Source organism: Pedobacter sp. HDW13 (assembly GCF_011303555.1).
GTDB lineage: Bacteria > Bacteroidota > Bacteroidia > Sphingobacteriales > Sphingobacteriaceae > Pedobacter.
The window spans coordinates 4,982,616-5,007,804 of sequence record NZ_CP049868.1; the positions used below are offsets into that span (position 1 = coordinate 4,982,616).

Here is a 25,189-nt window from a genome sequence, read left to right on the forward strand (position 1 = left end):
TTATTATATTCTTAAAACCACAGGTTTTAAGAATACGTAAGTATGGGAATGTGGAATAGCACGAAATAAATTTATTGCAACAGTGCTCTTTCAATTATGACGATCATCTCCCGTGTATGAATAAAAATTTACCTTCTCATTCCTTGTGCCTTTCTTTGTCTAAAACTTTTGTTTTTTTTAAACCACTGGCAAGCCGTTTTAGTCGCTTTTTAGTTTTCTTAATGTTGTTTTTGCTTGCCAATATTGGCTTAACGAAAGCACAAACTTATAAAACCCATTATATTGCTCCGGCTCCTTGGCAATACTGGAGCCAGGCCAACGAGCTGGTGGTTACCACCAACACATCGGGAACGTCGGTAACGGTAAAGAAAAGTGATGGAACGCTGGTTACTACGCTTACGCCAACGCCAACAGCACCTGCTGTGTATCGCTTCGTAGGGAATCCAAATACAGTTTCGGCCAATGCCTTAAATACCATATTAAACGATCGTGGAATTATTGTAGAAGGTAATAATCCGATTACGGTAAACATCCGGAATGTGGCTTCTGATGCCTACACTGATGCCAATATTAAAGGAAATTCGGCGCTATTCAGTTTTGGAGATGCGGCTATTGGTACTTCTTTCAGGGTAGGTTATTACAGGGATGGCTTAAGTAATGTGGTGTACAGTGTAATGGCTGTTGAAAATAATACCACTGTGAAATTAAACGGAACGGCTATCACTACTTTAAATGTTGGACAAAGTTATATTTTTCAAACTCCCATTGGTGGATTAGTAGAAAGTTCGGCTCCTGTAGTGATGAATTCGGGCTCTAATTTAGATGCACCTGCAGGCTGCGGCGATGGTGTTTTTAACCCGGTACCACCTGTTACCTCTTTGGGGAGCGAGTACCTGGTAATTAGAAGTGCAGGTAATTCTACTGCAGAGCAGACCACAATTGTGGCTACACAAGCGAACACCACTTTAACCGTAACCAATTATAATGCTAATGGTACTTTAACCTCAACAAATACTTATAATTTAGTTGCGGCGGGTAGTTTTGTAACCATCGTTAACGGTGTTTCAGGAAGTCAATACAGTACATCAAGGATTTTGGCAACTAAGAATGTAGTAGCCTATTCAGGTACAGCAGATGGATGTGAGGTAGATATGCTTACATTGGCTCCGGTAACGTCATGTGGAGGTAGTTTGGTGGCCAAAACCTATAAATTTAGGGGCAGTGGTGGGGGAGATTTGCCATATTTTGGCTATATCACCACTAAGAGTGCAACCGATAAGGTATTTTTAACCACAACTGGTGGTACTACCAATTATACCAATACCGACTTAGAATCGATTGCAGGTGTTGGCGTAAGGCGACAACTGGGAAGTACCGGGAATTATATTATCGATTTTACCAATACGAACATTGGTACACCGGCAGCCTTAACCTTTACAAGTGCTACCAGGATGAACATTGCCATGGTACAAAGTGGTGGTGGTTATTCCATGTCTAATTTTATTACACCTTTGCCCGAGCAGGCGCTGAAACCAACCCTAACCCAACCAACTTGTAGTAGTGCAACCTTAACTGCCGATCCCTCGGGCGTTGCGCCATTCCAATGGTACTTTAATGGGGTTGCAATTGCTGGTGCAACCGGGAATAGTTATACCCCAACCGAATCAGGAACATATACCATTACCTCGCGACTAAGTTGTGGTACAAGTGCACAATCTTTACCTGTAACCGTAGCTTTATGTAATGTTGACAGGGCAATTACCAAAACAGTAGATAATTCAACTCCTGCAGTAAACGGATCAATAAAATTTACCGTAACTGCCAGTAATATTGGTGTGGGGACTGCGCTTGGGGTATCAGTAACCGATTTACTAAAATCGGGCTATACTTACGTAAGCCACACTGCATCTGCCGGAACATCGTATACGAGCGGTACTGGTCTCTGGAACGTGGGTTCGTTAGGCTCAAATGCATCAGCTACGCTGGTAATTACGGCTAAGGTAAATGCCTCTGGCGATTATAGCAACACGGCTACCATAACCGGAACACAAACCGATCCTAACACCGCAAATGATGCTGTTACCATCAGTACAACACCGACTACAGCTATTTCTTTAACTTCTGCTGCTTCTACCGATGCTCAAAGCATTTGTATAGGCTCGGCCATTACCAATATTACCTATTCTATTGGCGGTACAGCAACAAATGTTAATGTAACGGGTTTGCCGGCCGGTGTTACCTCCAGTTATAATACAAGTACCAAGGTGCTTACTATTTCCGGAACACCAAGTGCAACAACTAGCGGTGCCCAGGTTTATACCGTAACCACCACAGGTGGAAACCCTAACGTATCGGCATCGGGAACCATACAGGTAAATGGCTTGGTAGGTACGCCGGTATTTACTGCCGGAAGCAGTTCTACCAGGTGCCAGGGAGCGGGTACGCAAACCTATGCGGCAACTGCAACTAACGCAACTAGTATTACCTACAGTATCAATACTACCAGTTCGCAGGCAGTAATTAACGCTACAACTGGTGAGGTTACTTTTTCGCCTGTGTTTTCGGGTACCGCAACCATTACTGCAACTGCAGCAGGTTGTACGCCTAAAACGGCTACCCATACCATTACCATTACTTCTACCGGAACCATTACAGGTGCTTCGCCGGTTTGTAGCGGCAGTAACGGAACCTTAACATTGGGCAATACCACAGCTACCCCGGTAAGGTGGGAATATTCTACCGATAACGGTACCACCTGGAGTACATATTTGCCTAATACCACCTCAACTACTTTAAATTATACCAACCTTAACGTTACAACTTCTTTCAGGGCAATTGTAACAGGTGGAGGTTGTGCAGAAGCATCATCAACGCCGGTAACCATCAGTGTAACTACCAGGCCAAGTATTGCTAATCAGAGCTATAATTTATGTGTATCGGGCTCTTTCAATTTTGCCCCGGTAGATGCTCCTGCAGGTACCACTTATAGCTGGTCGGCTCCCACCATATCAGGTGGTACGGTTACTGGTGGAACTTCAGGCACTGCTGCCAGCTCTGTTTCACAAACTTTAACCAATACCGGAACTACTACAGCTACCGCGGTTTATACCGTTACGCCAACCAATGCAGGTTGTGCGGGTACTGCTTTTACCATCACAGTAGTTATTGGGCCAAATATTTCTGCTTCGGCTGCAAATCCCCCTACTTTATGTAGCAATGGCACTTTCTCAGTAACGCCTACAAGCAATATTGTCAATTTAAAATATACCTGGACAGCCAGCCTGATTAGTGGAAGCAATGTTACCGGCTTTAGTAATGGTACAACAGCCGTTAGTGCGCCAATTAGCCAAACTCTGGTTAACAGCTCGGCTGCCACTGCAACCGTTCGCTACACCGTAACACCGGTGTTGGATAACTGTAGTGGTAACACATTTACCTTTGATGTAAACGTACAGAGCGCGGTTACCGTCGGAGCAATTGCTGCCAGCCAAACCATCTGTACCAATACTGCTCCAGCCCCGATCAGTTCTACCACAGGTGGAACAGGAGCAGGCACAATAACTTATATATGGGAAAATTCTACCAACGGTACCACCTGGAATATCATTAGTGGTGCAAACGCTGGAACTTATACGCCGGGTGCTTTAACCCAAACTACCCAATACCGCAGAACAACGGTATCAACCTTAAACGGAGTTGCCTGCCAGTCGGCAGCTACAACGCCGGTAATCATTACCGTGGGTACAGCGAGTACCATCACAACTCAGCCAGTTAACCAAAATGTAAGGGCTTTATCTAATGTTACCTTAAATGTAGCCACCACAGGTGGTACTGGTACCAGCCAATATCAGTGGCAGGTAAGCACCAATAATGGTACAAGCTTTAGCAATATTTCCAACAGCAGTTTATATAGCGGGGCAACAACCAATACCTTAACCATTACGGGGGTAAACAGCACCATGGAAGGTTACAAGTACCGGGTTTTGATTACCCAAAGCGATAATGCCTGTGCGAGCGTAATTTCTAATGTAGTCAACCTAACTATCGATTCTGATCGCGATGGGGTGCCAGATAGCGTCGACCTCGACGACGACAATGACGGTATTTTAGATACAGTTGAAGGAACCGCTGATTTTGACCGCGATGGTATTCCAAATTACCTGGATGTAGATTCGGATAACGATGGTATTGTTGATGCCATAGAATCGAATGGAAATCCTAACAATGATCCTGATAAAGATGGTAAATTTGGTACAGGTGCATTTGCAGATGTTAACGGAAACGGATTAATCGATACTTTAGATCCGGCCGCTGGTGGTACAGCACTGGTTATTCAGGATAAAGACAAAGATGGCAAACCAAACTACCTTGATCTTGACTCGGATGGTGATGGAATTCCGGATACTTACGAAGCAGCATTTTACATTATTGACGGTGAAAACGATGGTATTATTGGTACAGGGGCGATAGTTGATGCGGATAAAGATGGACTTTCAGATTTGAATGATCCGGATTTTGTAACCATTAGCACCTTATTTAATCAGGATCGCGATTTCGACGGACTTTCAAATTACCTGGACATTGATAATGATAACGATGGAATTATCGATAATATTGAAGGCTTGCCTACAAGTTTATACGTGGCACCAAAAGGCCTGGATACCGACGGTGATGGTATTGATGATGCTTATGATGTAAACAATGGCGGCGCCGTTTCAGGTTACTCAAACATTGATGGAGGTAGTGCGCCCGATTACGTAGATACAGATGCCGATAATGACGGATTTAGGGATTGGCTTGAAAACGCAGTAAATAGTTCTTTAGAGGTTGACGTAAAAAATAACCAAACCGGCGCTGCTGGTGCCGATGGCATTATGGATTTATTGCCGGATGCAGATGGCGATGGATTGGCTGATATTTATGATAACGATAATGGCAATACCAGTCCTATAGGTTACGCTACAAACGCTGGTCAAACGCCCCTTTCGATGCCCGATACGCAGACACCGGGTGGTGACAGGGATTGGAGATCAACATCAGATTACGATAGGGATGGTGTGCCTGACGGTATTGATTTAGATGATGATAACGACGGAATTTTAGATACGGTAGATGGTTTTACCGATGACGGTGGCCGCGATGGTTTGCCTAACTACCACGATTTGGATTCGGATGGTGACGGCATTCCGGATGTGATTGAAGCCGGTGGTTCTGATCCTGATAACAACGGTTTACCTGGCATTGGTTTAATCGGCCCCTCAGATGTTGATGCCAATGGTGTTCCTTTAGCGGCTAACGGAGGCTATACCCCACCAGATAAAGATGGTGATGGTATTCCGAATTTCAGGGATTTAGATTCTGATGGTGACGGCATTTTTGATGTAACCGAAAACGGAGGCCCTGATCCCGATGGCGATGGAAAAGTAGGTACCGGTTTAACCAACGATTTTGATAATGATGGTATCGTAGATATTGTGGATGACTACAATAACCTTACTGGTTCTTTGGCTGGCGATCCTTCAGGTACACCAATGACCGTAAAAGATGCAGATGGTGATGGTATTCCAAATTACCTTGATCTGGATTCGGATGGCGATGGTATTAAAGATTCTGTAGAAGGTACCACCGATACAGATGGAGATGGCATTCCGAACTACCTGGATCTTGATTCAGATGGTGATGGTATTTCGGATAATATCGAAGCACAAAGTACTGCCGGCTATATTGCACCTTCGGGTACTGATACCAATCAGGATGGTATAGATAATGCTTATGGAACTGGTCTGGTTCCTGTAGATACAGATGGTGATGGTAAGCCCGATTATTTGGATTTAGATTCGGATAATGATGGCGATAGCGATACGATAGAAGCTTATGATACGGATAATAACGGAGTAGCCAATGTAGTAGCTGTGGGTGCAGATGCTGATAAAGATGGTTTAGATGATGCGTTCGATAATAATGATGCGGCCTATAATCCAACTAACGGACAAACACCTGCTTCATTCCCTAATTTAGATACACCGGGTACTGCGGAAAGGGATTGGCGTGAAGATTATAACATTGCTCCGGTAGCTACGGTACCTGCTTCAATTTCATTGGTAGAAGATACGCCAAAAGCATTAACCGGAATCAGTTTTGCCGACGCCGACGGAGGTAGCCTGAATGAAGTGGTCACTTTAAGCGTGCCTGCAGGACAGGGTACTTTAACCGCTACCAGCGAAGCAGGTATTGCAGTTACAGGAACTGGCACCAACAGCATAACCATTACCGGAAGTACAGCAGCTGTTAATGCTTTTATTACAGCCAGCAAAGTAACTTATAACCCTGCAGCCAATGCAAATGGTAATGTTACCCTAACAGTAGGAATAAACGATCAGGGCAATACCGGTGGGCCGGCATTAACCGATAGCAAAACAGTAACCTTAAGCATTCAGCCGGTTAACGATATTCCAACAGTAGCTAATGTGACTAAAAACGGAACTGAAGATACCAATGTTACTTTTACTGCTGCTGATTTTACCAGCCAGTTTACAGATGTTGATGGTACTTTGGCTAAAATACAGGTGTTAAGTTTACCATCGGCAGCGCAAGGTTTGCTTAAACTAAATGGCGTTAATGTAACTGCGGGACAGGAAATTGCAACCGCAGATTTGGCCAACCTGGTTTTTGTACCAGCAGCTAACTTTAATGGAAATGTATCATTCAGCTACAATGGTAGCGATGGTACTGCTTATGCAGCTACACCGGCTAATGTAAACATTAATATTGCCGCGGTTAACGATAACCCGGTAATTACTGCCGTACCGAAAGCAGGTACTGAAGATGTAACTTTAACCTTTACAGCCAGCGATTTTACCAATCAGTTTACCGATGCGGATGGCGATGCACTGGCCAAAATCCAGATCGTAACCTTGCCACCGGCCGCACAGGGGGTATTGAAATTAAATGGAACCAATATTGTTGCTGGTCAGGAAATAACTGCGGCTAATCTAGCAAACATCACCTTTGTTCCGGCACCTAACTTTAATGGCGCAGTTACCTTTAAATGGAATGGTAGCGATGGTACAGCATATGCAACTGCACAAAATGATGTAAATATTGTTATTGCGGCAGTTAACGATATCCCAACCATTAACAACATCAGCTTAACTACTGCTGAAGATGTTAACCTGCCGTTTACGCTGACTAATTTTAGCAGCAACTTTAGCGATTTGGAAGGCGATGCATTGGCCAAAATCCAGTTGTCTAACCTTCCTCCAAATACACAGGGAACACTGCTGCTAAACGGATCGGCCATAACCGCCGGTCAGGAAATTTTAGCATCGGATATTGCCAATCTGGTTTTTGCTCCTGCCTTAAACTTTAACGGAAATGTGAGCTTTAACTGGGCTGGAAGCGACGGCACTTCATACTCGTCAGTTGCTACAGTTAATATTTCGGTTACTCCAGTAAATGATCCACCGGTTGTAGATAACTTTAACAAATCCGGAAATGAAGATACGGTTATACCTTTTGTACCTGCCGATTTTACCGGTCACTATACCGATGCCGAAAATAATGCTTTAACTAAAATTCAGGTGGTAAGCCTGCCAGCTAATGGCCTGCTTAAATTAAACGGTATAAATATTACCGCCGGACAAGAAATTAACAGCGCTGATTTAGATAAAATAACCTTTACGCCTGATGCCAATTTTAATGGCGCGGCAAACTTTAACTGGAATGGATTTGACGGAACAGTTTACGCTACAGCGGCTAAAACGGTTACCATTACCATCAATCCAATAAACGACGCACCATCTTTTGTAAAAGGTGCCGACCAGCTTATTAATGCCAATACCGGTGCACAAACCGTAAACAACTGGGCTTCGGCTATTGCCGCAGGACCAACTGATGAGGTGGCCACGCAAACGGTAAACTTTAGTCTGACCAATAACAATAATGCTGCATTTACAGTACAACCAGCTATCGATGCTTCAGGTAATTTAACTTACACGTCTGCCGCTAATTTTACAGGTAAGGTTACGGTAACAGTTGTATTAAACGATAACGGAGGTACTGCAAATGGCGGAGTAAACCAAAGCGCATCGCAAACTTTCATCATTTCGGTTAAACCGGTAGGGGTAACCGACAACATCAATACTTTGGTAAATACACCGGTAACTACCGATGTTAAAGCCAATGATGGTGCAAGTGCAACTAATGCCACTGTATTGGCTGGTAACGGAGCACATGGTACAACCACTGTTGATGGAACCGGAAAAGTAACTTACACACCAAATACAGGTTATACCGGAACAGATAGCTATACCTATACTTTAACCACTGCCGATGGGGTAGTGAGCGATCCGGTTACGGTTAATGTGAGCATTTACCCGACAGTTGTATTGTCAGGACCTGCTTTAGTTAACGAAAATGCAGGTACGGTTAATTATACCGTTACGCTTACCGGTACGCCTGGTACAACACTGGCTTCACCGGTTACTGTGGTAACAGCGATTACGCCTAATACCAGCAATGCAGCCGATTATAACTTTACAAGTTCGACCATTACTTTCCCTGCAGGGGCAGTTGTAGGCGCAGCAAGTGGTACCATTACTTTCCCGGTTACCATTGTTGATGATAATATCCTGGAAAGCACGGAGAGTTATACCGTATCTGTCGGATCAATAGCCGGCCCGGCATCTTTGGGTAATGCAAGTGTTGCTACATCAATTACCGATAACGACAATGCATCAGTAGCCATTAACAATGTTACAGTGGCCGAAAATGTAAATGGTGGTGTGGCTACTTTTACAGTAACCTTAACCGGTGCGGTACAAAATAGTTTTATCGTTAATTTTGCAACGGCCGATGGTACTGCTGTTCAACCAGGCGATTATACCGCAACAACTGGTACAGTTACTTTCCCGGCAGGATCGGTAAGTGGCGCAACACAAACCTTTACCGTTCCGGTTATTAACGATAACATTACCGAAACAAGCGAAACCTTTACCGCTACACTTTCTGGAATAACCGGACTTACCACCATTGCTACCGCAACTGGTACAGCTACCATTACCGATAACGACCCTGCAACCGTAAGCATTTCGGCAATACCAACCAGTTATGATGAAGCTGCAGGAACAGCCACTTTTACCGTAACTTTAAATAATGCGGTTCAAGATGCATTTACGGTTGATTATGCTACTGCAAATGGTACAGCAACAGCCGGATTAGATTATACCGCTAAAAATGGAACACTAACTTTCCCGGCAGGCTCGGTGGCGGGTGCCATCCAAACTTTCACGGTTTCAATTACCAACGATAATGTGGTTGAGCCAGCCGAAACCTTTACGGCTACCTTAAGTAACCCAACAGGCGGCCTGGTAACCATTGCTACTGCAACAGCTACGGCAACCATTACCGATAACGATACTTCGGTGGCAACTATTACGGCAGGTACCAGCGGAAATGAAAACGGACCTGTAAATGGAACATTTACCGTTAACCTAAGTAATCCATCGGCTACAGATACGCAGGTTACCTATTCGTTAGCTGGTACTGCGGTAGAAGGTACCGATTACGATGCCATTGCGACCAAAATCATTACCATTCCGGCAGGCCAAACGGCGGCAACCATTACCATTCCGGTTAAAACCGATGTCCTGGTTGAAGGAACTGAAACGGTTATTGCCAATCTGCTGTCTACAAACAGTTCTTTGGTTAACGTAACCACAGCGCCAGCCGATAAAACAGCCAGCATTAATATTCTCGACAATAATACTGCAACAGTGAGTATTTCGGCTACACCAACCAGCATTAATGAAGCTGCAGGTATAGCCACCTTTACGGTAACTTTAAACAGTGCAGTTCAAAATGCATTCGATGTTACCTATGCTACCACAAACGGAACGGCAGCGGCAGGTCTCGATTATACCGCAACCAGTGGAACGCTAAACTTCCCGGCAAATGCTGCGGCAGGTACTACCTTAACCTTTAATGTGCCTATCAATAACGATAACCTTGTTGAGCCAAGCGAAACCTTTAACGGAACTTTAACCGGCGTAACCGGTGGTTTGGTTAGCATTGCAACGGCCAGCGCTACGGTTACCATTACCGATAACGATGCGGCTGTGGCCAGCATTGCAGCGGGCATAAACGGAAACGAAACCGGGCCAATAAACGGAACATTTGTAGTTACCTTAAGCAATCCGGTATCAACCGATACACAGCTTAGCTATACTTTAAGCGGTTCGGCTACAGAAGGCAGTGATTATAGTACAATTGCCACTAAAACCATTACCATTCCGGCGGGTCAAACCACAGGTACCATTACCATCAACGTTCAGGCCGATGCGCTTACCGAAAGCACCGAAACTGTAATTGCGGCTTTGGTTAGCTCAAATAGTGCAGCAACGGTAAATACCACTCCGGCAAGCATCAACATTATCGATGCCAATACTGCCAGTGTAAGTATTGCCACAACACCAACCGTTAATGAGTCGGCCGGTACTGCAACCTTTACCGTAACTTTAAATAATGCGGTTCAAAATGCGTTTAGTGTAAATTACAGCACAGCTGATGGAACTGCAACTGCGGGACTAGATTACACGGTAACCAGCGGAACATTAAACTTCCCGGCCAATGCAGCTGCGGGTACAGTATTAAGTTTTACCGTTCCAATCAATAACGATAACATAGCCGAAATTTCTGAAACCTTTACGGCTACATTAAGCGGCATTACAGGTGGGGTAGTGGTAATCAGTAATGCTACCGCTACTGCAACTATTACCGATAACGATGCAGCAACTGTATCAATTATTGCAGGTACTAACGGAAATGAAAACGGACCAGCAAACGGAACATTCACCGTTAAATTAAGTAATCCGTCGTCAACCGATACACAGATTACCTACACCCTGAGCGGAACAGCAACAGAAGGTACCGATTATGATGCCATTGCTACCAAAACCGTTATCATTCCGGCCGGGCAAACCACCGGAACCATTACCATTCCGGTTAAAACCGATGTTATTGTTGAAGGAACAGAGACTGTAGTGGCCACAATTGTAGCTACGAACAGTGCCCTGGTAACGGTAGCGCCGAGTCCGGCTGATAAAACCGCAACGATCAACATAAATGATAATACCACTGCAACGATCACCGTTTCGGCCACTAACGATGGGACCGAACCTGGCACACAGGGCTTGTTTACCTTTACGTTAAGCAATGTTGCTACAACCGATACCCAAATTACTTACGCAGTGAGCGGAACAGCAACCAGCGGAACGGATTACAGCACTTTAGGTACAACGGTAACTATTCCGGCCGGACAAACCAGTGTAACTCGACCGGTTCTAGTACTTGATGATACCTTTGTTGAGCCAACTGAAGCCGTTGTGTTAACGATGGTGGCGGCTACCAGCAATCCGGCTATTACAGCAAGCACAGCGCCTGCAACCGTAAACATTAACGATAACGATAATGCAACGGTAAGTGTTGGTAATGTTTCGGTAACCGAAAATGGTACCAATGCAACTTTTACGGTAACTTTAACCGGTAATGTTCAAAATGCATTTACTGTAAATTACGCAACTGCAAACGGATCGGCCTTGGCTGGTACCGATTATACTGCCACAACAGGCAGTGTAACTTTCCCGGCTGGTTCGCTTAGTGGTGCAACGCAAACCATCAACATTCCGCTAATTAATGATAACATCGCCGAATTGGCTGAAACATTTACCCTAACGCTGAATAGTGTAGGAGCGGGATCAACCGTAACTATTCCTGCCGCCGGTGCTACCGGAACAGCAACCATTACCGATGATGATGCCGCTAGTGTGGCGATTGCCAATACATCGGCCATCGAAAGTGTCGGTAATATGGTTTTCACCATAACTTTAACCGGTAATGTACAGGATGCAGTTTCGATAAACTACAGCACTGCAGATAACACCGCTATTGCTGGTGCCGATTATACGGCTAAAACCGGCGTGGTTACTTTCCCTGCCGGATCTGTATCCGGTGCAACACAAACCATCCTTATTCCGGTAACTGATGATAACGTTACCGAAAGCGCGGAAAGTTTCAAGGCAACATTAAGTGCTGCCACTGCTCCGCTTACCATTACGCAGGCGGAGGGAATCGGAACCATTAACGATAATGATGCTTCGACGGTTAGTATTTCAGCAACTCCAACCAGTGTTGATGAAGCAGCAGGCACCGCAACCTTTACGGTAACTTTAAACCGAGCCGTGCAGGCAAGCTTTAGTGTTGATTATGCAACAGCTAACGGAACTGCTACCGCAGGTAACGATTACACCGCTACCACCGGAACTTTAAACTTCCCTGCCGGATCTTTAGCAGGGGCAACTTTAACCTTTACCGTTCCGGTTACAAACGATAACATTGTTGAGCCAGCCGAAACTTTTGTGGCCACCATCAGCAATGTAACAGGTGGATTGGTAACCATTGCTATCAATACTGCTACGGCAACTATTACCGATAACGATACATCGGTAGCGACCATCACGGCAGGAACAACAGGTAACGAAAATGGCCCTGTTAGTGGTACTTATACGGTTACTTTAAGCAATCCATCGGCAACAGATACGCAGCTTACTTATACTTTAGGCGGAACAGCTACCGAAGGAAGCGATTACGCAAGTATCGTAACCAAAACCATTACCATACCTGCGGGTCAAACCACGGCAACCATTACTATTCCGGTATTAACTGATGCTCTGGTAGAAGGTACTGAAACCGTAATTGCTACATTGGCAAGCACCAATAACTTTGCAGTAACCGTAAGTAATACACCAGCCAGCATTAATATCGGCGACAATACCACTGCTACGGTAACAGTGGCGGCAACTGCCGATGGTGCCGAGCCTGCTGTGCCAGGTACCTTTACTTTTACCTTAAGTAATGCGGCAACCACCGATACACAGATTACTTATGTTGTTAACGGAACTGCTACCAGCGGAACCGATTATACTTCCATTGGTACAACGGTAACTATTCCGGCTGGTCAGAAAACTGCTACAGTTTCTGTTCCTGTATCAGACGATAACATTGCCGAGGGTAATGAAACGGTGATTTTAACCATGACCGCTGTAACCAGTAATCCATCAATTACAGCAAGTATAACACCGGCAACAGTTAATATTGCAGATAACGATGCCGCTGTGGCCACCATCACTGCAGGTACTGCCGGTAACGAAAACGGACCGGTGAATGGTACCTTTACCGTAACGTTAAGTAACCCTTCTTCGCAAGCTACCACTATTACCTATACTTTAGGCGGATCGGCAGCTGAAGGAAGCGATTACACCGCTATTAGCACCAAAACGATTACCATCCCGGCTGGTCAAACCGCTGGCACCATTACCATTCCGGTATTGGCCGATGCCCAGGTAGAAGGAACTGAAGCGGTAATTGCTACTTTAGCAACTTCGGCAAATGCACTGGTAACAGTAAGCAATGCTCCTGCAAGCATCAATATTACCGACAACAATACTGCAACGCTAAGTATCTCGGCAACACCAGCCAGTATAAACGAAGCAGATGGAACGGCAACTTTCACCGTAACCCTAAGTAATGCAGTACAAAATGCATTTACGGTTGATTACGCAACTGTAAACGGAACGGCAACAGCAGGTATCGGATCGGATTATACCGCAGCAAACGGTACCCTTACTTTCCCTGCGGGATCTCCTGCCGGTGCAACCTTAACATTTAGTGTTGCCATTAATAACGATAACCTGGTTGAACCAGCCGAAACTTTCGATGGTATCTTAAGTAACGTTACCGGTGGATTGGTAACCATAGCGAATAGCTCTGCTACCGTAACGGTTAGCGATAACGATGTTTCGGTTGCTACAGTTACACCAGGATCAAACGGCGATGAAACCGGACCTGCTAACGGAACCTTTACCGTAACTTTAAGCAAGCCATCATCAACCGATACGCAGATTACCTATACTTTAGGTGGCACAGCAACTGAAGGAAATGATTACGCAACCATTACAACCAAAACCATTACCATTCCGGCTGGTCAAACTACCGGAACCATTTTGATTCCGGTATTGGCAGATGCTGTAACGGAAAGTATAGAAACTGTAGTAGCGAACCTGGTAAATACCTCGAATCCATCAATAGCCATTAATGCTGCTCCGGCATCTATTAATATCCTCGATGCCAACACTGCAAGTGTAAGTATTACCACAACACCTTCAGTTAATGAGGGCGATGGGACTGTTACTTTTACCGTAACCTTAAATAATGCTGTTCAGGATGCATTCAGTGTGAATTATGCTACTGCTAACGGAACTGCGATCGACGGATTGGATTATACCTCAACAAGTGGTGTATTAAATTTCCCTGCAAATTCTGCCGCAGGCGATAAATTAACATTCACCGTGCCGGTAACCGATGATGGTATTGTAGAAGCGACTGAAAACTTCACCGCAACATTAAGTAATATAACCGGTGGGGTAGTGTTAATCAGTAATGCAACCGCAACCGCTACTATTTTAGATAACGATAGTTCAATTGCAACTATTTCGGCAGGTGTACCGGGCGATGAGAATGGTCCGGTTAACGGAACATTTACCGTAACCTTAAGTAAACCATCATCAACCGATACGCAGATTACCTATACTTTAGGAGGAACTGCAACTGAAGGAAGCGATTACACACCGTTTGTTTCCAAAACATTAATTATCCCGGCTGGTCAAACCACGGGTACCATTACTGTTTCGGTACTGGCCGATGATTTGGTAGAAGGAACGGAAACGGTTATTGCAACCTTAACTACTTCTGGCAATCCGCAAATTACAGTAAACAATACGCCTGCAAGCATCAACATAAACGATGCGACTACTGCAACAGTAACTGTAGCCGCTACGACTGATGGTGCTGAGCCAACAACACCAGGTTTATTTACCTTCACTTTAAACCATCCGGCTACAACTGATACCCAAATTACCTATAGCGTAAGCGGAACAGCTGTAAGTGGTTTAGACTTTACTGCAATTGGTACAACGGTAACCATCCCTGCCGGACAAACCACAGCAACAGTAAGTGTACCTGTATTAAATGATAATGTTGCTGAAGAAACAGAAACAGTAATTTTAACCATGGTAGCCGCAACAAGTAATGCTGCTATTACTGCAGGTACGGCACCTGCAACGGTTAATATTACTGATAACGATACATCGGTAGCGACCATCACAGCAGGAACGCCAGGGAACGAAAACAGGCCTTTAAATGGTACATTCATTGTTACTTTAAGCAACCCGTCGTCGGTGCCAACTACCTTAACCTATACTTTAGGCGGTACGGCTACCGAAGGAAGTGATTATACTACTATTGTAACGAAAACGATTACCATACCGGCTGGTCAAACTACTGGTACCATTACCATTTCGGTATTGGCCGATCAGATTATAGAAGGAACAGAAACGGTAATTGCTACATTAACCAACTCAGGTAATCCGTTGGTAACGGTAAACAATACTGCTGCAAACATTAATATTGCCGATAACAGTACGGCAACAGTAACCGTAGCGGCTACAACAAGCGGAGCAGAGCCTGCTACCCCAGGCTTATTTACCTTTACCTTAAGCAATGTATCTACTACCGATACGCAGATTACCTATTCGGTTAACGGAACCGCTACAAGCGGAACTGATTATACCGCAATTGGTACAACGGTTACCATCCCTGCGGGACAAACCACTGCAACGGTAACGGTGCCAGTGATAGATGATAACATTGCTGAAGGAATTGAAACCGTTGTGTTAACCATGCAGGCTGCAACCAGCAATGCAGCAATTACAGCAAGTGCAACCCCGGCTATTGTAAATATTACTGATGATGATACATCGGTAGCAACAGTTGCTGCAGGCATAAATGGTGCTGAAAATGGCCCGGTTAGCGGAACTTTTGTCGTAACCTTAAGCAAGCCGTCATCGCAACCAACAACCATAACCTATACCATTGGGGGTACAGCGGTTGAAGGAAGTGACTATGCCACAATAGTAACGAAAACCATTACCATCCCCGCCGGACAAACTACCGGAACCATTACCATTCCGGTATTGGCCGATAACCTGGTAGAAGGAATGGAAACCGCTGTGGTTACCTTAACTACTGCTACAAACCCGCTGGTAAGCGTAAGCAACACACCTGCCAGCATTAACATTATCGATAATACTACTGCAACCGTAACTGTAGCAGCAACAACTAATGGGGCAGAGCCTACTACTGCAGGTCAGTTTACTTTTACTTTAAGTAATGTATCTACAACTGATACTCAGGTAACCTATGCAGTTAGCGGAAGCGCAATCAGTGGAACTGACTATACGGCAATAGGTACAACGGTAACCATACCAGCCGGACAAACAACTGCAACAGTAAGTGTGCCTGTATTAAACGATGAAATTGTTGAAGGTACAGAGGCGGTTATTTTAACCATGACTGCCGCAACAAATAATGCGGCAATTACAGCAAGTACAACACCAGCAACCGTTAATATTACCGATAACGATACCGCCATTGCAACTGTAACACCTGGAACAACGGGTAATGAGAACGGCCCGGTTAATGGAACATTTACCATAACCTTAAGTAAAGCATCGGCTACCGATACACAGCTTACTTATACTGTAGGCGGAACAGCTGTTGAAGGAAGCGATTACTCGCCAGTGGTTAAAACCGTTACTATCCCGGCAGGTGCAACTACGGCAACCATTACTATTCCGGTATTAACCGATGCCATTGTAGAAGGAACAGAAACCGTTCAGGTTACTTTGGGTACTTCAAATAATCCATTGATAAGCGTAAATAATACACCGGCAAGCATTAATATTTTAGATAACAACACGGCAACAGTGAGTATTACTGCCACACCTGTTATAAATGAAGCTGCCGGAACAGCAACCTTTACCGTTACTTTAAATACTGCAGTACAAAATTCGTTTAGTGTTGATTATAATACTGCAAACGGAACAGCAACTGCAGGTTTAGATTATACCGCGACCGCCGGAACTTTAGTGTTCCCGGCCAATTCATCAGTAGGTACCAGCTTAACATTCACCGTACCGGTTAATGATGATAACATTGTTGAACCAGCCGAAACCTTTAGTGCTAATTTGAGTAATGTAATTGGCGGATTGGTAACCATTGGAACATCAACAGCAACGGTAAGCATTACCGATAACGATACCGCTGTGGCGACCATTACTCCGGGTATAAACGGAAATGAAAGTGGCCCGGTTAACGGAACATTTACGGTAACGCTGAGCAATCCGTCAGCAACCGATACGCAGCTTACCTATACTTTGGCAGGTACTGCAACTGAAGGTACAGATTACGCCAATATCGTAACCAAAACCATTACCATCCCGGCCGGACAAACAACCGCAACGATTACTATTCCGGTAATTGTTGATGCTGTGGCTGAGAGTATCGAAACAGTTGTGGCTACTTTAGGTACTTCGAATAATGCGGCGATAAGTGTTAACGGAACAGCGGCCAGCATCAATTTATTAGATGCCAATACCGCTAACGTAAGTATCTCGATCAGTGCACCAAGTGTTAATGAAGGAGTGAGTACTGTTACTTTGTCTGTACTGCTCAATATTGCGGTTCAGAATAGCTTTACGGTCGATTACGCAACAGCAAACGGAACAGCGCTGTCAGGATTGGATTATACTGCTACCAGCGGAACTTTAACCTTCCCGGCAAATTCGGCTGCAGGCACTATACTTAATGTGGTAATTCCGATTATCGATGATCATTTAATTGAAAATTCAGAATCGTTTACTGTAGGCTTAAGCAATGTAGTTGGGGCAGATGTAGCGATTGGTACAAGCCCGGCAACAGTAGTTATTGCCGATAACGATAGCGCAGTGGCGAGCATCACCGCGGGCACTAATGTAAATGAGAATGGTTTAATAAACGGCGTATTTAATATCACGTTAATCAATCCATCGGCTACACCAACAACCTTAACCTTTGCTTTAAGTGGAACAGCGACCGAAAGTGCCGATTACAGCGCCGTAACTAAAACAATTATTATCCCGGCGGGTGCAACCACGGCAACAATTACCATTCCGGTATTGGCCGATGCTTTGGCTGAAGGTACTGAGACAATTATTGCTACCTTAACAGCATCTGACAATCCGGCAATTACACTTAATAATACACCTGCTATCGTAAGCATTACCGATGCTGATGCGGCAAGTGTAAGCATTTCTAGCGCACCGGTAATTAACGAAAATGCAGGTACCGCTACATTTACGGTAACTTTAAGTAACGCTACACAAAACAGCTTTACTGTAAATTACGCTACGGTAAATGGTACGGCAACTTCGGGCACTGATTTTACCGCTACCAGCGGGACTTTAACTTTCCCTGCAAATTCGGCGGCAGGTGCAACTTTAACTTTCACCGTTCCAATTAACGATGATAACCTTGTTGAACCAACCGAAACATTCAGTGTGGCATTAAGTAATGTTACAGGTGGAGTGGTTACATTGGGTACTTCTGCTGCAACGGTATCAATTACCGATAACGATGTTTCAGTAGCGACTATTACTGCAGGAACAAACGGTAATGAAAATGGCCCGGTTAGCGGAACATATACGGTAACCTTAAATAATCCTTCATCAACCGATACGCAGATTACTTTTACAGTTGGCGGTACAGCAACAGAAGGTAGCGACTACAGCGCCATTACCAAAACCATTACCATCCCAGCTGGTCAAACTACCGGAACCATTACTATTCCGGTGGTAAGCGATGCTGTTGTAGAAGGAACAGAAACAGTTGTAGTTACTTTGGCCGGTACCAATAATCCAATGATAACGGTAAACAATACTCCGGCAAGCATTAATATTTTAGATAATAATGCTGTTTCTGCAAGTATCTCAGTTTTCCAAACCAATGTAGATGAGGCTGCGGGCACGGCCACCTTTACCGTAACCCTAAGCGGATCGGTACAGGATGCATTCAGTGTTGATTATAACACATCTAACGGAACTGCAATTGCAGGTTTGGATTATGTAGCTACCAGCGGAAAATTAACTTTCCCTGCGGGGTCGGCTGCCGGTGCAAGTTTAACCTTTACCGTTCCGATTATAGATGATAACATTGCCGAACCTGGCGAAACTTTCAATGGTATAATCAGTAATGTAACCGGTGGCCTGGTAACCATTGATGATGGAATAGCTACAGTAACCATTACCGATAACGATGCATCGGTAGCTACCATTACTGCAGGTACAGCCGGGAACGAAAACGGTCCTGTTAATGGAACCTTTACTGTAACTTTAAGCAAACCTGCTGCTACCGATACGCAACTTACCTATACTTTAACCGGAACCGCAACAGAAGGTAGCGATTACAGTAACATTGTAACCAAAACCATCACCATTCCAGCAGGCCAAACTACCGGAACCATTACGATTCCGATATTAACAGACGCTATTGTTGAAGGCGCCGAAACCGTTGTGGCTAGCCTGGTAACTTCCGGAAATCCGTTGGTAAGTATCAGCAATACGCCAGCTACCATAAATATTGCCGATAATACACAGGCGATTGTAACTGTGGCAGCAACTGTTGATGGTGCCGAACCGGCAACAGCTGGTCAGTTTACCTTTACGCTAAGTAATGTATCTGCAACCGATACCAAAATTAATTATAGTGTTAGCGGAACAGCAACTAGTGGAACCGATTACACATCAATTGGTAACACGGTAACCATCCCTGCCGGACAAACTACGGCAACGGTATCAGTACCTGTATTGAACGATAACATTGTTGAAGGAACCGAAACGGTGATTTTAACTATGAATGCAGCTACCAATAATACCGCAATTATTGCAAGTGCTACACCTGTAACAGTAAATATTACGGATAGCGGTTCTTCTATTGCTACGGTAACAGCCGGTACAAACGGTAATGAAAATGGACCAGTTAGCGGCACATTTACCATTACTTTAAATAATCCGTCGGCTACCGATACACAGCTTACTTATACTTTAACAGGAACGGCAACAGAAGGGGCTGATTACAGTATAATTGTAACCAAAACCATTACCATACCTGCAGGTCAAACCACCGGAACAATTACTATTCCGGTACTTACTGATGGCATTGCAGAGGGTAATGAAACTGTTATCGCTACTTTAGTTTCATCGGGTAACCCATTAATTACGGTAAGTAATGTTCCGGCAACCATTAATATTGCCGATAACAACAGTGCAGTCGTAAGTATCTCTACCACGCCAACCATAAATGAGTCGGCAGGTACAGCTACATTTACCGTAACGCTAAACACGGCTGTACAAAATGCATTCACCCTGGCTTATACCACAAATGATGGGACTGCATTAGCTGGTTTAGATTACACAACAACCAGTGGAACTTTAACATTCCCTGCAGGTGCTGTTGCTGGAACAGCTTTAACATTCACTGTTCCTGTTAACAACGATGATATTGTTGAAGCCGACGAAACATTTAGCGCTACAATCAGCAATGTAACCGGCGGACTGGTAACCATTGGTACAGCTACCGCAACAACTACCATTACCGATAACGACACTTCAATAGCTACTATTGCAGCTGGAGTTGATGGTAATGAAAACGGTCCGGCAAACGGAACATTCAGGGTATCATTAAGTAAAGCATCGGCAACCGATACGCAGCTTACCTATACTTTAGGTGGTACCGCCACAGAGGGTAGCGATTTCAGTACTATTGTAACCAAAACCATTGTTATTCCTGCAGGTCAAACTTCCGGAACAATCAGTATTCAGGTTCTGGGCGATGCACTGCTTGAAGGTAATGAAACCGTTACTGCTACATTAACCCTTTCGGGTAACCCTGCAATAACAGTAAGCAATGTGCCGGCAACCATTAATATCACCGATAACAATGCCGCAACGGTAAGTATATCTGGTACGCCAACCGTTAACGAGTCGGCTGGAACGGCTACATTTACGGTTACTTTAAGTAATGCAGTTCAAAATGCATTCACCGTAGCGTATGCAACAAGCAATGGAACCGCAGTTGCGGGCTTAGATTATAACGCAACCAGCGGAATTTTAACCTTCCCTGCAGGTGCTGCTGCCAATAGTACTTTAACGTTTACTGTGCCAATTAACGACGATAATATTGTTGAAACCGGCGAAACGTTTAATGCAAGCATCAGCAATGTAACCGGAGGCTTAGTAACCATCGCCAACAATACGGCAACTACTACCATTGTAGATAACGATGCTTCGGTAGCAACCATCACCGCCGGAACAGATGGTAACGAAAGTGGCCAGACTAACGGAACGTTCAATATTACGTTGAGTAAAGCTTCGGCTACCGATACGCATATTACCTATACTTTGGGTGGTACCGCAACCGAAGGCAGCGACTACAGTACTCTTGTAACGAAAACCATTACCATTCCGGCTGGTCAAACTACCGCAACCATTACCATTCCGGTATTGAGCGACTCCATTGTAGAAGGATCAGAAACCGTAATTGCTACTTTAACACTCTCTGATAACCCTTCGGTAATAGTAAGCAATGCTCCGGCAACCATCAATATTTTAGATGGAACGAATACAACGGTTACTGTAACTGCAACAGCCGATGGCGCTGAACCTGCAACAGCAGGCCAGTTTACATTTACTTTAAGTAATGTATCAACAACAGCTACGCAAATTACTTACACGGTAAGTGGTACAGCAACCAGCGGTGCCGATTATACAGCTATCGGTACTACGGTAACTATCCCTGCCGGACAAACCATGGTAACAGTTGCCGTTCCTGTACTTGATGATAACATTAACGAAGGAAATGAGACGGTAATTTTAACGATGAATGCAGCTACCAACAATGCATTAATCGTAGCCAACACTACACCTGCTACAGTTAACATCAGAGATAACCGTGCACCTGTGGCTACATCACCTGCGCTAAGCACTAATGAGGATAACGCTGTGAATGGAGCAATTACTGCAACCGATGCCGATCCACTTACTTTTACAGTAACTACGCCAGCAGCGCATGGTACTGTGGTAGTTAATCCTGATGGCACATATACTTATACGCCTGCACCAAATTATAATGGTACAGATGTATTTATTGTAACCGTAAGCGATGGCAAGGGAGGCACAACTGCAGTGACTGTTTCGGTAACAGTAGCGCCGGTAAACGATGCGCCGGTTGCAACTGCACCAGCTGTTGTTACCAATAAAAATACACCGGTTAACGGAACCATTACCGCTAGCGATGTAGATGGCGATCCGCTTACCTTCACCGTAACTACGCAACCGGCACACGGAACTGTTGTAGTGAATGCCGATGGTACCTATACTTATACGCCTGCTAATAATTATAGCGGTGCTGATAGCTTTACGGTAACGATTAGCGATGGTAAAGGTGGTACAATTGCGGTAACTATACCAGTAACGGTTAATCCAACAAACGTTGCTCCGGTTGTTACTGCACCAGCTATTGCCACAAACGAGGATAATGCGGTGAACGGAACCATTACCGCTACAGATGCTGATGGCGATCCGATTACTTTTGCGGTAACTACGCCACCTGCACATGGTACAGTAGTGGTTAATGCTGATGGTACCTATACGTATACACCTGCTCCAAACTACAACGGTACAGATACATTTACCGTAACCGTAAGTGATGGTAAAGGCGGTACAACTACAGTAACTATTTCGGTAACAGTAGCGCCGGTGAACGATGCGCCTGTGGCAACAGCACCGTTCCTGGTAACCGCCAAAAATACCCCGGTAAATGGTAAAATTACCGCAACCGATGTTGATGGCGATCCGCTGACTTATACCGCAACCACATTGCCTGCGCACGGTACTGTGGTGGTTAATGCCGATGGTACTTATACCTATACTCCAAATGCAGGTTATAGCGGGGGTGATACTTTCACCGTAACGATTAGTGATGGTAAAGGGGGCACAACCACAGTAACCATTTCGGTAACGGTTAATTTTACCAACGATGCACCTGTGGCTACGGCACCAGCCATTACTACCAATGAAGATAATTCGGCCAACGGAAAAATTACCGCGACCGATGCTGATGGCGATCCGCTTACCTTTGCGGTAACTACGCCACCTGCTCATGGTACAGTTGTAATAAATGCTGATGGTACCTATACTTATACACCTGCTCCAAACTATAATGGTACAGATACCTTTACGGTAACCGTGAGTGATGGTAAAGGGGGCACAACTACGGTAAGTATTTCGGTAACGGTAAATCCGGTTAACGATGTGCCTGTGGCAACTGCGCCAGCCATTACTACGCCACAAAATACTACGGTTAACGGCAGCATTACTGCCAGCGATGTAGACGGTGATCCGCTTACTTTCACCGTAAGTACGCCTCCTGCGCATGGTACGGTAACAGTTAATGCCGATGGTACTTATACCTATAGCCCGGCTGCGGGTTATAGCGGTGCCGATAGCTTTACCGTAATCGTAAGTGATGGTAAAGGAGGGACAACTACCGTAACTATTCCGGTAAATGTAACCCTGGTTGCCGCTCCGGCCATGAGTTTAACCAAAGTAGCTACCAATGCGGTAAGCAAAGCAGGCGATGTGATTAATTACAACATTGTAGTAACCAACACAGGTAATGTAACCTTAACAAATGTTACTGTTTCTGATGCGGGTGCCGATGCAGGATCGATCTTACCAGCTGGAATTGCGAGCTTATTGCCAGGTGCCAGCGTAACAGTTACGGCTAAGCACACGGTTACTTTAACTGAGGTAAATACCGGTTCGTTTAGCAACCAGGCTTCGGCAACTGCCCAAACACCAAATGGTGGTACTTTAAACAAACCAAAATCTGATGATCCGAATACAACGGCTGTTGATGATGCTACAGTAACGGTAATCGCTCCGGCATCAACCCTTACTTTGGTTAAAACAGGTACTTTAAGCAGTGATGGAAATAGCATTACCTACAACTTTACTGTGAAAAATACAGGCAATGTAACCTTGCATATTATTACGTTAACCGATGCTAAACTGGGCTTAAACAGGGTAATTCCTGGAACATTGGCTCCGGGTGAAACTGTAAGCGATAGTTATGTGTATCAGTTAACTCAGGCTGATAAGGATGCGGGTAGCGTTACCAATACGGCTGGCATTGCGGCACAAACACCGGCAAATGTTACGGTAAAAGATGTATCCGGAACGGCCGAAAATAATGATACGCCAACCGTTACGGTAATCCAGAGTTCGGGCGCAATTGCCCTGGTTAAAACGGCATCATTTAGCGGCAACAAAGTTACCTACACCTTTACCATCAAAAACACAGGTGCGGTTACTTTAAATACCGTTACTTTAACCGATGCTAAGCTGGGCTTAAACAATAAGGCTATCATTGTTACCGGCGGACTTGCTCCTGGAGCAACAGTTACCAATGTTGAGGTGTATACTTTAACCCAGGCCGATAAGGATTTAGGTACAGTAACCAACACCGCAAGCGTAAACGCCAAAACTACTGGTGGCGCTAACGTTTCTGATATTTCCGGAACATCTGATGGCAATAATACAGCAACTGTGATCACGGTGCCTAAATCGCCAAAAGCAGTTGATGATGAAGGCGGAACTGTTGCCAATAAACCGGTAACCATTAATGTACTGGCTAACGATGATCCTGGAAATTCTACCCTCGATCAGTTAACGGTAGAAATTATGGTTCAACCTAAACATGGTAAAGTGGTTGTAAATGCAGATGGTAGCATTACCTACAGACCTGATCCTGGCTATACCGGCGATGATACGTTTAGTTACCGCGTAAAAGATGCTTTCGGATATTACACCAACGTAGCTGGGGTAACCTTAACCGCCAACTTCGCCGGACTTACCATTCCGAACCTGTTTACGCCAAACGGCGATGGTATTAACGATACCTTCGAAATTCTGGGCATCAACCAGTACCAGGCCAACGAACTTACCATTGTAAACAGATGGGGTAACGAGGTGTTCCGTGCTAAAGGTTACCAGAACAACTGGACAGGAGAGGGATTAAACGAAGGTACTTATTACTACCTGTTGCGCGTTAAAAAAGCAGGCAGCGATCAGTACGAAGTATTTAAAGGTTACATTACATTAATCCGGGCGTTTAAAAAATAGATAAGAGGCTTAGTAGGTCT

The 25,189-nt window shown here is 44.7% G+C and carries 1 protein-coding gene; it reads left to right on the forward strand.

Going from position 1 to position 25,189, the window contains the following annotated elements; all coding sequences use genetic code 11:
- Nucleotides 1-116: 116 nt before the first annotated feature.
- A complete protein-coding gene (locus tag G7074_RS20865; RefSeq protein WP_166211101.1) occupies nt 117-25,169 on the forward strand; it encodes a Calx-beta domain-containing protein in 25,053 nt (8,350 codons plus the stop codon).
- Nucleotides 25,170-25,189 lie beyond the last annotated feature (20 nt).